General features: G+C 64.7%; 14 protein-coding genes. 4 read left to right on the forward strand and 10 right to left on the reverse strand.

The window, feature by feature from the left end:
- Positions 1-279 precede the first annotated feature (279 nt).
- Positions 280-1,743 carry a protein adenylyltransferase SelO gene (locus CKO27_RS21885; protein WP_200377050.1) on the reverse strand — a complete coding sequence of 488 codons (1,464 nt, stop codon included), beginning with the start codon at positions 1,741-1,743 and terminating at the stop codon, positions 280-282.
- A 108-nt stretch (positions 1,744-1,851) separates the two neighbouring features.
- A complete protein-coding gene (locus CKO27_RS21890) occupies positions 1,852-2,820 on the reverse strand; it encodes an MBL fold metallo-hydrolase (RefSeq protein ID WP_200377051.1) in 969 nt (322 codons plus the stop codon).
- Between the two features lie 394 nt (positions 2,821-3,214).
- Here CKO27_RS21890 and CKO27_RS21895 point away from each other — a divergent pair, with 394 nt between their 5' ends.
- The gene (locus CKO27_RS21895; RefSeq protein ID WP_200377052.1) at positions 3,215-4,003 is read left to right on the forward strand and encodes a DUF2189 domain-containing protein; all 789 of its coding nucleotides are present in this window, start codon (positions 3,215-3,217) and stop codon (positions 4,001-4,003) included.
- A 63-nt stretch (positions 4,004-4,066) separates the two neighbouring features.
- Here CKO27_RS21895 and CKO27_RS21900 read toward each other — a convergent pair whose 3' ends face one another.
- The 8 genes from CKO27_RS21900 to CKO27_RS21935 form a co-directional block, all read right to left on the reverse strand.
- Positions 4,067-4,741 (reverse strand): sulfotransferase family 2 domain-containing protein, encoded by a 675-nt coding sequence (locus tag CKO27_RS21900; RefSeq protein WP_200377053.1) that lies wholly within the window; start codon positions 4,739-4,741, stop codon positions 4,067-4,069.
- 153 nt (positions 4,742-4,894) lie between these two features.
- The gene (xerC, locus tag CKO27_RS21905; protein ID WP_200377054.1) at positions 4,895-5,842 is read right to left on the reverse strand and encodes a tyrosine recombinase XerC; all 948 of its coding nucleotides are present in this window, start codon (positions 5,840-5,842) and stop codon (positions 4,895-4,897) included.
- Positions 5,843-5,853: 11 nt separating this feature from the next.
- Positions 5,854-6,552 carry a DUF484 family protein gene (locus tag CKO27_RS21910; protein WP_200377055.1) on the reverse strand — a complete coding sequence of 233 codons (699 nt, stop codon included), beginning with the start codon at positions 6,550-6,552 and terminating at the stop codon, positions 5,854-5,856.
- Positions 6,553-6,562: 10 nt separating this feature from the next.
- Positions 6,563-7,393, reverse strand: a complete 831-nt coding sequence (gene dapF, locus CKO27_RS21915; protein ID WP_200377056.1) for a diaminopimelate epimerase — start codon at positions 7,391-7,393, stop codon at positions 6,563-6,565.
- Positions 7,394-7,439: 46 nt separating this feature from the next.
- Complete coding sequence (locus tag CKO27_RS21920; RefSeq protein ID WP_200377057.1) at positions 7,440-8,111, reverse strand: class I SAM-dependent methyltransferase; 672 nt, start codon at positions 8,109-8,111, stop codon at positions 7,440-7,442.
- On the reverse strand, positions 8,108-9,352 hold the full coding sequence (gene lysA / locus CKO27_RS21925) for a diaminopimelate decarboxylase (protein ID WP_200377058.1): 1,245 nt from the start codon (positions 9,350-9,352) through the stop codon (positions 8,108-8,110). Before lysA ends, CKO27_RS21920 begins: the two co-directional genes overlap by 4 nt.
- 22 nt (positions 9,353-9,374) lie before the next feature.
- Complete coding sequence (lptM, locus tag CKO27_RS21930; RefSeq protein ID WP_200377059.1) at positions 9,375-9,587, reverse strand: LPS translocon maturation chaperone LptM; 213 nt, start codon at positions 9,585-9,587, stop codon at positions 9,375-9,377.
- 95 nt (positions 9,588-9,682) lie between these two features.
- Complete coding sequence (locus CKO27_RS21935; RefSeq protein ID WP_200377060.1) at positions 9,683-10,534, reverse strand: META domain-containing protein; 852 nt, start codon at positions 10,532-10,534, stop codon at positions 9,683-9,685.
- Positions 10,535-11,156: 622 nt separating this feature from the next.
- Here CKO27_RS21935 and CKO27_RS21940 point away from each other — a divergent pair.
- The 3 genes from CKO27_RS21940 to CKO27_RS21950 all read left to right on the forward strand — a co-directional run bounded on the left by CKO27_RS21940 (position 11,157) and on the right by CKO27_RS21950 (position 14,082).
- On the forward strand, positions 11,157-12,023 hold the full coding sequence (locus CKO27_RS21940; RefSeq protein ID WP_242471069.1) for a TolC family protein: 867 nt from the start codon (positions 11,157-11,159) through the stop codon (positions 12,021-12,023).
- A 3-nt stretch (positions 12,024-12,026) separates the two neighbouring features.
- Positions 12,027-12,794 (forward strand): efflux RND transporter periplasmic adaptor subunit, encoded by a 768-nt coding sequence (locus CKO27_RS21945; protein ID WP_200377061.1) that lies wholly within the window; start codon positions 12,027-12,029, stop codon positions 12,792-12,794.
- 163 nt (positions 12,795-12,957) lie between these two features.
- Positions 12,958-14,082 carry a DegT/DnrJ/EryC1/StrS family aminotransferase gene (locus CKO27_RS21950; RefSeq protein WP_200377062.1) on the forward strand — a complete coding sequence of 375 codons (1,125 nt, stop codon included), beginning with the start codon at positions 12,958-12,960 and terminating at the stop codon, positions 14,080-14,082.
- Positions 14,083-14,287: the final 205 nt, after the last annotated feature.

Consider the following 14,287-nt stretch of genomic DNA (forward strand, 5'->3'; position numbering starts at 1 on the left):
AAGGTTGACTTCGAGACGTCTACACCAACCCAACAGGTTTCAGAATGCATGCTCATCCCTCCCTATACCCCGCCTTGCAGAATCGGGCTTTACGCCCTGGCAACTGTTCGGGTTGTTGAGGAAAACCCCGCATCGACCCAAGCTCTCCCACGATCTCGAAATCAGAGGGGTTACGGTCTGAGACGGGTAAAACAAACCTACAACCGGACAAAACTAACTTACAAGGTGTAATCTCTTGAGTGCTGTATCGCCCGGCTTGGCTGGGCGTGAATTGAAACATCAGGTTCCACAGAAAGTCTCTCGCACGATCTCATGGGGTTCGGGCGGGCGCGTATAGGGGTCCATGTCCGGGCGATCGTCCCAGGGATTGGCGAGCACCCGTTCCAGCGCGTCGAAGCCTCGGAAGTCGCCCGCGACCGCCGCCTCGAGTGCCGCTTCGACCCGATGGTTGCGGGGGATCACCGCCGGATTGGCGCGGCGCATCCGGGCGGCTCGCTCGCTGGGGGTCGCCGCTTCCTGGGCCAGGCGGGCGCGCCAGCGTCTGATCCAGTCCGTGAAGGCCCCGTCTTCGCCCAGCGGCGCCGACCGGGCCTCGTCCGTCCCGGCGGCGAGCGCGCACAGGGCGCGGAAGCCGTTGGTGAAGTCGGCGCGCGTTTCGGCCATCCGCTCCAGCAGGGCGTCGATCAGATCTGCATCGTCCGCGCGCGGCTCCAGCAGGCCCAGCTTGGCTCGAAAGATCCCGAGGTACGCCTGCTCGAAGCGTTGGGGGAAGGCGTCGATCGCGGCCTGGGCGTCCTGGATGGCCTTGTCCTGGTCTTCATCGAGGAGCGGCAGCAGCGACTGGGCGAGACGGGCCAGATTCCACTGGGCGACGCGGGGCTGGTTGCCATAGGCGTAACGTCCCCGGTGGTCGATCGAGCTGAAGACCGTGCCGGGGTCATAGGCATCCATGAAGGCGCAGGGGCCATAGTCGATGGTCTCGCCCGCGATCGACATGTTGTCGGTATTCATCACGCCATGGATGAAGCCGACGCCGAGCCAGCGGGCGACTAGATCCGCCTGGCGCGCGACCACCGTATCCAGCAGCGCCCGATAGGGACGCTCGGCCGCGCGTGCCTCGGGGTCGTGGCGCGCGATCACATAGTCGGCAAGCTCACGCACGGCCTCCCGGTCCCCGCGCGCTGAGAAATACTCGAAGGTTCCGATGCGTACATGGCCGCGCGCCACGCGGGTCAGGATCGCCCCTGGCCGGCTGGTCTCGCGATAGACCGGCTCGCCGGTGGTCACCGCCGCGAGCACCCGCGTCGTCGGGATGCCGAGCGCCCGCATGGCCTCGCTGACGAGATATTCCCGCAACACCGGCCCGAGCCAGGCCCGCCCATCCCCGGCGCGGGAGAAGGGCGTGCGGCCCGAGCCCTTGAGCTGGATGTCGAAGCGCTCGCCGGACGGATCCAGGATCTCGCCCAGGAGGATCGCCCGACCGTCGCCCAGTCGCGCGACGAAATTCCCGAACTGATGCCCGGCATAGGCCATGGCCAGGGGCTCCGCGCCATGGGGCACGGCGTTGCCCGCGAGTACGGCCAGCCCTTCCGGCGAACTCAGTGCCTCTGGATCGAGTCCGAGCCGCCGGGCCAGGGGTCGGTTGAGCCTGACCAGCGTCGGCCGGGCGACCGGGACTGGCGACAGGCGCGCGTGGAAGCGCTCGGGCAGTCGGGCGTAGCTGTTGTCGAAGGCGAAGGTCATGCGCGCATCCCCGTGATTCGGAACCCTGAACCTGGGGGTCGTTTCGGTGCGAGCCAACGGAGAGGGGCATGGGTCGGCCCGAGACTCGGGCCGACGGGGCGGTGGGGATCAGGCGTCCGTCCGTTTCTCGCGGCGTTTCAGCCAGACCTCGAGCCCCTGGGCATTGAGCTCGGTATCGACGCTCAAAAGCTCCAGGATCCGCGCGTCGTCGAGATCGACCCCGTGAGCGCGCGCGCTGGCCAAAAGATGCGCCGTGACGCCCGCCTTGATCCGGTTCTGCCGTTGATCGTCGGCCTGTCCTTCCTCCGCCAGCGCGATCGCGGCCAGATCCCGGATGCTCCGTCGAAGCGCATCGACCAGGCTGGCGGGGCGATCGACACGACCATAGTGGGTCAGGTACATGGCTTGCGGGTCATGGGCCATGAGTTTGTCGAGGCTGGCCAGCCAGGACTCGGGGTCGAAGGCGACCGGGGTGGTCGGGGCGTACAGCCAGGGACCAGCGGTGGTGTTGAACTCGCGATAGGCGATGCCGAAGGTGTCGCCGGTGAAGAAGGCGCACGTTCGGGCATCGAGGAGGCATCCGTGGTGGTTGGCATGGCCGGGTGTATCGATGAAGGTCAGGGCGCGCCCGTTCAGGTCGAAGATCTGTCCGTCCTCGGCGCGGATGAGCCGCGCCTCGGGAACGGGCAGAAGCGTGCCGAAATCTCTCGCGAAACCTTCCTCGCCGTACACGAGCATGGCCCCGGCGATGAGCTTGCTGGGATCCAGGATGTGTGGCGCGCCCTTGGGATGAATCACCAGACGGGCCTGGGGACAGGCCGCCATCAGGTGGCCGGAGCCTCCGGCGTGGTCGAGATGGACGTGGGTCGGCATCACATAGTCGACATGGCCGGGCGACAGGCCGAGCGCGTCGATCACGCCGAGCAGTCCAGGGACCGCGTTGGAGGTTCCGGTGTCGACGAAGGCCAGGCGATCACCCGAGCGGACCAGGTAACAGGCGGCAAGCCCATGACGATACAGGCCGGTCTCGATGCAGTAGACGCCGTCGGCGATTTCGTTGAAAGGGGCGGGGTTCATAGGGATCAGTGGCTCCAGTGCTGACCGGGGCGATACCGTTGGAGCGCCCTCGGTGGCGTCAATTGCGATCCGTCAGTCTAATGGATAGCCGGCGTTCTTGCGCGGTGCCTGGGACGACTGGACGACTGGCCCGGCCGGATCGATGAATGCCGACATAAGAAATTCGAATTCTCAGGATTGGGAAATCGCTAGGTTTTGCTTGCCTTCCAGTGGAAACTCGTGGATCGTTGAATTCCGATTTCATGGCCTAGGGGGAGCGTAGGGCTTCGCGGCATGGATTGGCCATGTCGTTCAATACCGGCAAGATCCCGGCGATCCAGATCGATGTCTTGCGATCGGGATCCCCAGTGCCTCGACCAATAACACATAAGATTTCGTTTTGGAGGAATTCGCGATGCAACAGGTCGTCATGGCCGGCCAGATGAGCCGGCAGGAGAGTTTGCGCGTAAGGGTCATCGATTTCGGGCATCCCTGGGAATGGCTGCGCAAGGGTTGGAAGGATATTCAGGCCGCGCCGGGCTATAGCCTGACGTATGGGACCGGAATCGTCCTGCTGAGTGGGCTGATGACCCTGCTGATCATCCTGGGTCAACTGACCTTTCTGGTGCCCTTTCTCGTGGCGGGCTTCTTTCTGATGGCGCCGTTGCTGGCCATCGGTCTCTATCAGATGAGCGCGCACCTGGAGCGGGGCGAGTCACTCAAGACCTGCCAGGCGCTGGAGGCGTTCAAACGTAATCAGGGCCAGCTCGGCCTGGTCACGGGGTTTCTCTTCGTGGCGCTCCAGGCCTGGTTGCTGACGTCCGTCGTGCTGGTCGTCATGCTCTTCAGCGACCCCTTTCCGACGTTCGAGAATTTCATCCCGGTGGTGTTTCTCTCCGGTGAGCACAATCTGGTTTTGCTCGCCGTCACCCTGGTCGGGGCCGTTTTCGCGTTCGGCGTCTTTTGCGTCATGGCCATCACCGTGCCCCTGCTGATGGATCGGCATGTCGACGCCCTGACCGCCATGCGCACCAGCGCGCGCGCGGTGATGATGAATCCCGGACCCATGCTGCTCTGGGCCGGCTTGATCGTGCTCATCGTCGGAGTCGGTCTGGTGACCTTCTATCTGGGGCTCTTCCTAGCTATCCCGCTCGTCGGCCATGCGACCTGGCACGCCTATCGGGACTTGGTTCCCCGCGCCTGAGAAGGCTCGGGATCGCGAGGTCGCGCGGGTTTATCGCCGGCCTCGCGAGATCTCGGCCGGTGCTTAATCCTCCACCGCTTCCCCATCGAATCGATAGTCGAGCATCCGGATGTCCCGGGCGAAATGGGTCGCGACCAACTCGGCTGTCGCGTTCGTGTAATAGGACCGATAGTCCTGTCGCCGATCCCGGGCCTGTCGGGCGTGGGGTAGAGCGATGGGCTGGAGACCAATCCGCGTGCAAACGGTGGCAAAGTCCGTGTGCAGTCGCTCGTATCGCCCGATGAAGTCGACCACCACCTGTCCGCCAAGATCGATCAGATAGTCCGTCTGCGGCGTGATCGAGGTGTCGATGTGGTACTGATAAGGACGCTCGGGATCGAGCTTCCAGCGCAGAAAACTCTCGAAGGTCTCGTGCCCGCCCAGATAATGCGGTCGCTCCCGCCGAATGTGGTGGAACGAGCTCACTTGCAGATCCCAGGGGTTGCGCACGAAGGCGAATTTGAAGAGCGAATCGAAATAGTCCCTGGGCAGCAACTCCTTGGCCGCGACCACCTTCGCGTGACGCGGCAGTTTGGTGGCGAGGCGGTGTCCGCTCAGGTGACTGAGACGGCTGCACAGAAACATGGGGTAGTACCAGGGATCGCGCCAGCGCAACCCCTCCAGCGCGGCGCGCACGCTGGTCCCGCCGGTCTTGGCGATGTGGACGAACAGGAAGCGGTATTTTGGGGACAGCAGCATGGCGGGATCCTTGGGGGATCGATGACCCGATGGGTGTTGGCGCGAGGTCGTGGTGCCGAGGCGATTCGGATTAAGGCGATTTCCGGGAAAGTCCATACCCTAAAGCTCCGGAAATGGACAGGATTTACAGGATTAAAATCCTCTCCGATCCTGTCAATCCGGCGGATCCTGTTCCATTCCCTCCGCCGATGAATCGGTCTTCTTCCTCGCCCGCGGATGCGCTTGGTCATAGACCTGCGCCAGGTGCTGGAAGTCCAGATGGGTGTAGATCTGGGTGGTTCCGATGTCCGCGTGGCCGAGCAATTCCTGAACGGCTCTCAGATCCCCGGACGACTCTAGCAGATGGGTCGCGAAACTGTGTCTGAGCAGATGGGGATGCAGACCGCGTGTCGCGCCTTGCTGTCGCGCCCAGCGCGCGAGACGCTGCTCGACGGTCCGTGGATGAATACGGGTGCCGCGTTGGCTGACGAACAGCGCCGGCTCCTCGCGCGAGGCCAGGGCCGGCCGCGCTCCGAGCCAGCGCTGAATGGCCTCGCGGGCCTTTTGCCCCACGGGCACGCGACGTGTCTTGGCCCCCTTGCCGAGGACGCTCAACTCCCCATCCACCATGTCGATGTCGCCCAGATTGACCGAGACCAGCTCGGCCAGCCGCAGACCCGAGGAATAGAAGAGTTCGATCATGGCCGCGTCGCGGATCGACAGGCTGTCCTCGTCCACCCGATCCAGCAGCCCGCAGAGCTGATCCGCGTCCAGCGTGCTCGGCAGCTTGCGGGGGCTCTTGGGCGCGCGGATCCCGATGGCCGGATTGACCTTGGCGCGACCTTCGCGCAACAGCCAGCGATAGAGGCTGCGCAGACTGGACAATTCGCGCTGCAAGGTCTTGCCCGAGGCGCCCTGACGGTGTCGCCAGGAGACATAGAGCCTGACGGTGGTCTCGTCGAGCCGTTCGATCGATCCGTCGTCATCCCGCTCTTTCAGCCAGGCGGCGATTCCCTCCAGGTCGCGGCGGTAATTGGTGAGGGTGTGGGCGGCGAGACGTCGCTCATGGGCCAGGTGGGCGAGAAAGGGCTCGATCGGACTCGCCGCGCTGGTGTCGTTCATGGGTCGTGGCGTCAGGAATGGCGGCAATGCGCGAGTCTAACGGTTCTGAGCTTCTGGCTGATGAGCTCGCCCAACCGGTCCAGGAAATCCGTCCCCATGTCGGGGTGGAAGCGTTCGATGTCCTCGCTCCCGATGGCGAGCACGCCGGATTGGCCATCGACGCGGATCGGAACCAGCGCGGCCGTCTTGATGTTCCCGCCCATGTCTCCGAACAGCATGACGGCCCGCTCCGCGCTCAGTGGACCGCACAGGGCATGTTCGCGGTCGATGAAGTCATGAAAGGCGGCGGTCAATGGATCCTCGGACCCCGCGTCCGAGGTGCCGAGCGCGAACAGCTTGAAGGCCAACGCCTCGGCATGGAACTCCCGGAGCATGGCTTCGCGTAACAGATGGCAGAGCGTGTCCGCGTCATCGACGGCCATGAGTTGCAGAACCAGACCATGCAGCCGCGTCGAGAGGGCCTCGTATTCGCGCGCGCGAGAGATGAGATGGGTGAGACGATGGCGCTCGGCCTCAAGCTGCCGGCGCAGAATCCGAACCTGATGCTCGATCAGCGAGACGGCGCCGCCGACCAGATGCGGTACCTGGATGGCGGCCAGCAGGTCGGTGTTGCGGGACAGGAAGTCCGGGTGTTGGAGGAGATAATCGGCGACGAGGCGTTCCAGGTCGGGATCCTCGCCGCCGTTTTGTTCGGCCTGCTGACGGCTCAAGGTCGTCTCCTCATCGCTCGATTTCTCCCTCGAATACGGTAACGGCCGGGCCTGTCATCCAGACGCCATGCGTCGGCCCGAGCCACTCGATCATCAGATCCCCTCCCGGAAGGCTGACCCGCACACGGGCCTCCAGGCGCTCGCGCATCCGGCCGCTCACCACGGCGGCGCAGGCGCCGGTGCCGCAGGCGAGCGTCTCGCCCGCGCCGCGCTCATGGACCCTCAGCCGGATGTGCGTCGGCGAGAGGATTTGCATGAAGCCCGCGTTCACCCGCCGGGGAAATCGCGGGTGCGATTCGAGGCGCGGTCCAAGTACGCCCACCGGAGCGACATCCAGGTCATCCACGATCAGCACGGCATGCGGATTCCCCATGGAGAGGGCACCGATGACGAGGGTCTGGCCGTCCACCACGAGGTCGTAAGTCAGGCTGGCGTGTTCCGCCTGGAAGGGGATCCGGGCCGGTTCGAACTCGGGTTCGCCCATGTCGACCCGGACCTGTTCGTCCGACTCCAGATAGAGCCGAATCGGCCCGGCGGCGGTGCCGACCGGGATTTCGTCCTTGTCGGTCAGTCCCTGGTCGCGGACGAAGCGGGCAAAGCAACGGGCGCCATTGCCGCATTGCTCGACCTCCGAGCCATCGGCATTGAAGATGCGGTAGTGAAAGTCGGTTCCGGCCAGACGTGGCGGCTCGACCAGGAGGATCTGATCGCAGCCGATGCCGAAGCGGCGATCGGCGAGCCGGCGGATGCGCTCCGCGTCCAGGTCGACCCGCTGGCGCACGGCATCGAAGACCACGAAGTCGTTGCCGAGGCCCTGCATCTTGGTGAAACGCCGTTTCATGGCGAGACTGGATTCGGCTGGTTGAAGGCGGGATGAGCGGCCTGGCTCATGTCGGCAGGCGTCCCATGACGGCCAGATGCCGATCGCTGACGACTCCGACCTCCAGCCTGTCGAGACCGGCCTCGGCGAGTTGCGCCACGACCTCTCGTGGCTCGAACGCGGCGTACAGCGAGTTGCGGAAATCGGCCCGCAGAACCTCCGGCTCGCCCTCGGCATAGGTCTCCACCAGGGCCTCGGCCCAGCCCGCCGAGGCCGGACGCATGAGATCCATGATCAGTACCAGCGCGCCCGGCTTGGCCGTGTCCTGGATGGTCCGCCAGAGCACGCCGGGATCGTGCAGATGATGCAGCAGGCTGTTGGACAGGATGAGATCGTAATGGCCGCGCGCCAGTTGGTCCGAGGGAATGACGTCATGAATCAGGCGGCAGCGCTGGCCGATGTCGGGCTGGACGTCGAGCGCGGCTTGGGCGTGATCGAGCATGGGCCGCGAACCGTCGAGCGCGTCGCAGCTCGCCTTGGGGTAGGCATGCAGGAAACGGATGACGATATCCGCGGGTCCACAGCCCAGATCGAGCGCCTGGGCGCCGACGAGTGGTCCGGGCTTGAGTCGACCCAGCAGCTCGATGAAGAGCCTGTTGGATTCGTTGAAGTCCGCCCTGGCGTAGGCGAGCGCCTGGTCCTCGGACTCCATCAGCTCGGGTTCGGGTCGACGCTTCATGGCAACGGATGCTCGCCCGCGTAAAGATCCGCGATCGTCTCGCGCTCGCGCACCAGATAGGCCTGGTCGCCGTCGACCATGACCTCGGCCACGCGCGGACGGCTGTTGTAATTCGAGCTCATGGAGAAGCCGTAGGCGCCGCTTCCGCGCACCGCGAGCAGGTCGCCTTCGTTGAGTGCCAGGATGCGCTCCTTGCCCAGGAAATCGGCGGTTTCGCACACTGGGCCGACGATATCGTAACGCAGCGGCTCGGCTTCGCTCTCCCGGACCACCGGGACGATCTCCTGATCGGCCTGATAGAGGGCGGGGCGGAGCAGATCGTTCATGGCGGCGTCGACGACCGCGAAGCGGCGGTGGTTGTGCTTGAGATATTCCACGCGGGTCAGGAGGATGCCGGCATTACCCGCGATGGCACGCCCAGGCTCCAGGATCACCTCGTAGGGACGCTTGGCCAACTGGTAGCTCACGGCGGCGGCATAGGCCGCGGGCTCCGGTGGGTGTTCCTCGCGATAACGGATACCGAGACCGCCGCCCAGATCGAGATGTTCGATGGCGATTCCCGAGGCGCGGAGTCGGTCGGCCAGGGTCAAGACCCGACCGAGGGCGTCGATGAAGGGCGCGAGATCGGTCAATTGCGAGCCGATGTGGCAGTCGATCCCGATCACCTTGAGGTTCGGCATGGCTGCGGCCAGGGCATAGACCGACTCGGCGACCTGGATGTCGATGCCGAATTTGTTCTCCTTGAGGCCTGTGGCGATGTAGGGATGCGTCAGGGCATCCACGTCCGGATTGACGCGCAGGGACACCGGAGCCTTGACGCCAAGCTCGCCGGCGAGACGATCGAGGCGGATGAGTTCGGATTCCGATTCGACGTTGAAGCAGCGGATGCCGACTTCCAGCGCGCGTCGGATCTCGTCCGCGCGCTTGCCGACTCCCGAGAAGACGATCTTGCCGGGGTCGCCGCCCGCCGCCAGCACGCGCTCCAACTCGCCCAGGGAGACGATGTCGAAACCCGAACCCAGGCGCGCCAGCACGTTCAGGACCGCGAGATTGGCATTCGCCTTGACGGCGAAGCAGATCAGGTGCGGATGATCGCGGAAGGCCCGGTCGAAGGCGCGCCAATGACGTTCCAGCGTGGCGCGCGAGTAGACGTAGGTGGGCGTGCCGAAGCGTTCGGCGATCTCGGTGAGTGGCACCTCCTCGGCGTGGAGGATACCGTCGCGGTCGTTGAAGTGATCCATGCGGCTTGGTGAGGAACCTGGCTTAGTGTTGATCGATGCGTTGGTCGATGCCCGTCGTCCCTGGGTTCGTTGGATACCCCGGCACCAGCGGGACATCGGCGCCGGGTGGCGTCGGCTCCTCGGGTTCGGGTTCGGGCAGATAAAGGTCCCCCTTCTGACCACAGGCACCGAGCATCCCGAGGGTGCCCAGGGAGACGACAACCAGAATGAAAAGGTTACGCGCCCAGCAGTGCATGTGACGATCCGGTCCGAAAGGGTGGCCTGGGCGGTCGAGTATACATGGTCGCCTTCGGCTTGGGTGCGGCCGAGACTCTGGCCCGGCTCCGGCCTTCATTGAGCCGCCGCGACGCCCTCAATGCTCGCTTCGGCCTGGAAGTGGGCGGCGGTTCCGCCATCCGCGTCGAGCAAGGTCAATTGATCGCCCTCGATCCGGAAGGCGGTCACCCGGCCCAGGGCCGAGGCGTAGGATCTGGCCTGCTCGGCGCGTCCGTCACTCGCCTGGCAAGCCATGCGGGTCGTGGCGATCGGGCCAATGGACAGGGTATCGCCATCGCGCCTGAAGCCGCTCATGTAGCGATTGCAGCCATCCGATCCGCCGATCCGGCCCTGCGTGTCGAACGTCAGGCTGATCTCGCTGCCCTTGACGGGCGTGACCAGGGCCTTTTGGCCATTGTCGTAGCGATCGAGCTTCCAGACCCGGCCCTCGAGATCGGCCGGCTTGTTCGAGGCGAAGCGCAGCAGGGGTTTCCCTCCGGCATCGAGCAACTCCAGGCGGCCTTCCTCGTGCCGGTAGGTCGCGACGGCCTTGATGGCTTGGATGATCGCCTTCTCCTGCGCCATCAGCGGCGGCGGACAGCCCATCTGGGTGGCGGCGAGTCCATTTTCAAAGGTGATGATCGCGCCATCGAGTCTATAGGAGCCCTGGATCTGGTTGCAGCCCGTGCTACCCGACATCCGTCCCGCCTCGAAGCGAAAGCGGGTTGGTCGCGAGTTGGGCACGACCTCCACCAGCCCCGGCGAGGACTGGTAAGCCGAGAGCCGCCAGACGGATCCCTCGAAGGTGGCGGGCGGACGGGCTTCCTGGGTCGGTTCCACGTCCACGTCCAAGTCTGCGGCCTGGATGGGGCCGGACAGCAGGAGCGCCAGGCCGGCGCTGGCGAGACGGATCAAGGGTTGGCGCATGGAATCATTCCTCGTTCGCTGAAAGGTGCCGGCTCTGGAACCCGCCACTGCATGGATCGAAGTCACCCGAAACGGCGATGACGACTCTATATCCGAAGCCGAGCCAAGCCGTCGGCGCGCGCCTGGTCGACCTCTGGTTGCTAATTCGCGAGCAGTCTCTAGAATCGCGCCATTCTCCCGAGCGCGATTTACCGATGCAAGAAGCCGGGAATGCCTTGAGTGTCTTGCCGCTGGTCTCGATCCTCATTCCTATCAAGGATAGGCGCCAGAGGCGGCGTCGCGCACGAGTTTTCCCGGCCTTCGTCGGGGTGGCGAAGTTCCAGCGGTGGTTTGGGTCGCTCGGGTTGCCGAGAGCCCTGTCGATCGGGTGATCTGGGCTGTTCTGCTCCGGTGGCATCCATGGTATATCCGTCCAACCGAACGTCTCGATCGCGGTCGACCTCCGAGTCAGGATCGGTTTGATTCAATTCATGGCAGCCTGAACCCCTCGATGACCCGGATCCCTATGTTTCCGCTCCACTCCGAGGCGATGCCGATAACGGTCGCGCTGATATTCCTTATATGTCTAACCTTCGTCGCTTCCCCGCGGGCCGCGCCGGAGGCGCTCGACCTCGGCCGGGCCTTGAGCGAACTTGACGCCCATCCTCGCCTGACCGCTTCTCCCGAGATCGTCGCGCGCTTTCCGAGACGGGCATCGCTCTATCTGGGCTGTCATCGTCTGGCCTTCACCGACAGCCAGACGCCGGATCCCGACCTCGATCGACCGAACCAGGCCCTGTTGACGCCCTTGGCGGCGCAGCGGCTTGATGTCATGGAGCGTTTTTTCGACGTGCTCTTGGCGGACTTGAGTTTTGCCACCGAAAGCGAGGCCATGGCGGTCGCCTATATTCAATTCGATCGGGCCAGGGTGCGCCAGGAACTGGGTCAGGTCTCCGAGTTGCGGGTGCTTGAGCTCGAAGCCGTCTATCAGAACACCCTGCATCGCCGGGCCGCGAGCGAGACCGGGCAGCAGTTGACCCGTTTCCTGCTGGCCCAGGCACTTGGTCGGCCGGAGGATCCGGTGCGGGATCTTCGGGAGCCCGTCTTGCCCGCGCCGCCGGAGGTGCCGCCCGATCTCGACTCGGTGCTCGCCCTGGCGCTCGCGGGCGAGGCGTCGCGCGCGCTGGCCGAGGGCCATGGTCCGGCCGATCGGGCGCTGATCGAGCTGGAGCTGAAGCAGCGGATCACGGAGCTCTTGCTGCGGCTGCGGCTGTTGACTTCGGTACAAGGGAGCGCGCGGACCGAGTCCTTGTGGCGCGACATCAAGCTGGATGAGAGCCGAACCCTGTACGACCTGGAGGCGGCGGCGGATTTAGGCTATTCCATGAGCCAGCAGACGGGCTCCAGAATGCAAGAGCAGCGGATTGCCTATTGTCAGGCCTTGACCTGGGCCGAGCTGAACGCGCTGAGCGATCGGCCTTTGTGGACGGCGGACGAGCAGGAGCCCTGATTCATGCCTTTCTGGTTGTTAGCCCCCTTGTTACTGTTGATCTCCGTTCAGGCCCCGGCCGCCACCGAACTCAAGGGGTGGCTCGAATGGGTGCATGAAATCGAGATGCGGGTTCTGGAAAACGGCGTCGTGGAGGAGGTCACCGTCAGCGCCGGGCAGCGCGTCAAGCAAGGCGAGCTTCTCCTGCGCATGGATCAGCGCGAGGCCCGCGCCAAGCTTCTGGAAGCGCGTGCTCGGGTGGCTCGCGCCCAGGTGGCGGGCGAGCAGGCTCAGCGCGAGCGCGCCCGTGCCCAGGAATTGTTCGACCGTGGGCTGATCGCGACCGAGGAGCTCAAGGACGCCGAGCTGAAGCAGGTGGCGGCGGTCGCCGAACTGGAGGCGGCGAAGGCCGTCGAGGCATCGAATCTGGTCGCTCTCGAGCGTACCGAGCTGCGCGCCCCCTTCGATGGCATCGTGGTCGCTCGTCATGCCTGGAAGGGCGAGGTGATCTACAAGACACTCCAGCAGAACCCACCGATCATCCTCGCCCCGGACGGCCGGATGCTGGCCAGGGCCTTGGTCACGGCCAATGTGCTCAGGCGCTTCAGGCCGGGGCAGAGCGCTCGGGTCAACCTGAGCGGAGTCGTTCGCGAGGGGAGTATTTACAGCCTGGGGGTGCAATCCGTGCGGGTCGAACTGGAGGGCGCGGTTTACTACCTGGATGTCATTTTCGACGTCACACCAGACGACGGGCTGCGTCCGTCCGAGACCGTGCGGATTCTCGTTCCCTGAGCGTTCCCTGGAGTGCGCGACCAGCCGCGGGCCGTCCGAGGCTTGGGTCGATGGGTCCGATCCCGGTAGTCATCGACGGCCGGGCGTGGTGTTTTCCGGCGGCAGCGGCCTGTCGCTCCCGACTCAATCACAGGATGGCGACGCGGTCGCCAAGGCAATCCGAATGCAATTTATCGATTTGAAGACACAATATGGCCGGATCGACCGGGAAGTGAAGGCCAGGATCGAGGCCGTCCTCGAGCATGGCCAATTCATCATGGGGCCGGAGATCCAGGAGTTGGAGGAACGGCTCGCCGATTTCGTCGGGGTTCGACATTGCGTTGGGCTGTCGAGTGGAACCGACGCCCTGCTGGCGGCCATGATGGCGCTTGAGATCGGCCGAGGCGACGAGGTCATCACCACGCCCTTCACCTTCATCGCCACCGGGGAGATGATCGCCCTGCTTGGCGCGCGCCCAGTGTTCGTCGATATCGATCCGGTGACCTACAACATGGATCCCGACAAGCTGGAAGACGCCATCACGGGCCGAACTCGCGCCATCATGCCGGTCGCGCTCTATGGACAGTGCGCGGACATGGACGCGATCAACGCGGTCGCCGAGCGGCATCGCTTGCCTGTGATCGAGGACGCCGCGCAGAGTTTCGGGGCCAGCTATCGTGGGCGGCGTTCCTGCGGGCTCTCCAGGATCGGCTGTACCTCGTTCTTCCCCGCCAAACCCTTGGGGGCCTATGGTGACGCCGGCGCCTGCTTCACCGACGACGACGCCATCGCTCAGGCGCTTCGGGAGATCCGCAATCACGGCCAGGACCGTCGCTACCATCATCCGCGCCTGGGTCTGAACGCGCGCCTGGATACCATTCAGGCCGCCATACTCCTGGTCAAGATGGGCATCTTCCCCGAGGAGGTCGAGGCGCGGTCGCGCTTGGGCGCCCGCTACACCGAACTTCTGAACGCACGCGGGGCCGTTTCGACGGATGTCGGTGGAGGCTCCGTGCTGACACCCTTCGTCCATCCCGACAACCTGTCCGTCCATGCTCAATATACGCTGCAAGTTCCGAGCCGGGACGAGGTCGCCGAGAAACTCGGTCAGCAGGGGATTCCAACCGCGGTTCATTATCCGATTCCCTTGAATGATCAGCCGGTCTTCCACGTCGGCCTGCCGGGCGCGGAGTGGCCGGTTAGCGCCTCCGTCGCCAGCCGAGTCATCAGTTTGCCGATGCATCCCTATCTGACCGAGGAGATGCAGCAGCGTGTTGTCGAGGCCGTCGTCGAGGCCACCGGGTTGTAATCGACCAATCCCCGTCTTCCGCCCGGGTCTTGCCCGGACGCGAAGCCGGGCAGATCGGAGTTGGAAGCTGTTTCTTTCGGTCTTGACGGGCATTTGTAATTTGTTAGACTGCGCGGCCGTTCGAGGAGGAGGGCGGGAGGCTTGGATGCCGGGCCGGGGATCGGGTTCCTGGTTTAGGAGTGAGGGTGTCAAGATTTGGGTTAAG

The organism is Thiocystis violacea (assembly GCF_016583575.1).
Lineage (GTDB): Bacteria > Pseudomonadota > Gammaproteobacteria > Chromatiales > Chromatiaceae > Thiocystis > Thiocystis violacea.

Excerpts from the sequence above, each read along its gene's own strand:
- lysA (WP_200377058.1), bottom strand. The coding sequence starts at position 9,352 with ATGGATCACTTCAACGACCGCGACGGTATCCTCCACGCCGAGGAGGTG.
- CKO27_RS21895 (WP_200377052.1), top strand. The coding sequence starts at position 3,215 with ATGCAACAGGTCGTCATGGCCGGCCAGATGAGCCGGCAGGAGAGTTTG.
- CKO27_RS21900 (WP_200377053.1), bottom strand. The coding sequence starts at position 4,741 with ATGCTGCTGTCCCCAAAATACCGCTTCCTGTTCGTCCACATCGCCAAG.
- CKO27_RS21885 (WP_200377050.1), bottom strand. The coding sequence starts at position 1,743 with ATGACCTTCGCCTTCGACAACAGCTACGCCCGACTGCCCGAGCGCTTC.
- CKO27_RS21890 (WP_200377051.1), bottom strand. The coding sequence starts at position 2,820 with ATGAACCCCGCCCCTTTCAACGAAATCGCCGACGGCGTCTACTGCATC.
- CKO27_RS21950 (WP_200377062.1), top strand. The coding sequence starts at position 12,958 with ATGCAATTTATCGATTTGAAGACACAATATGGCCGGATCGACCGGGAA.
- lptM (WP_200377059.1), bottom strand. The coding sequence starts at position 9,587 with ATGCACTGCTGGGCGCGTAACCTTTTCATTCTGGTTGTCGTCTCCCTG.
- CKO27_RS21920 (WP_200377057.1), bottom strand. The coding sequence starts at position 8,111 with ATGAAGCGTCGACCCGAACCCGAGCTGATGGAGTCCGAGGACCAGGCG.
- dapF (WP_200377056.1), bottom strand. The coding sequence starts at position 7,393 with ATGAAACGGCGTTTCACCAAGATGCAGGGCCTCGGCAACGACTTCGTG.
- CKO27_RS21945 (WP_200377061.1), top strand. The coding sequence starts at position 12,027 with ATGCCTTTCTGGTTGTTAGCCCCCTTGTTACTGTTGATCTCCGTTCAG.
- CKO27_RS21935 (WP_200377060.1), bottom strand. The coding sequence starts at position 10,534 with ATGCGCCAACCCTTGATCCGTCTCGCCAGCGCCGGCCTGGCGCTCCTG.
- xerC (WP_200377054.1), bottom strand. The coding sequence starts at position 5,842 with ATGAACGACACCAGCGCGGCGAGTCCGATCGAGCCCTTTCTCGCCCAC.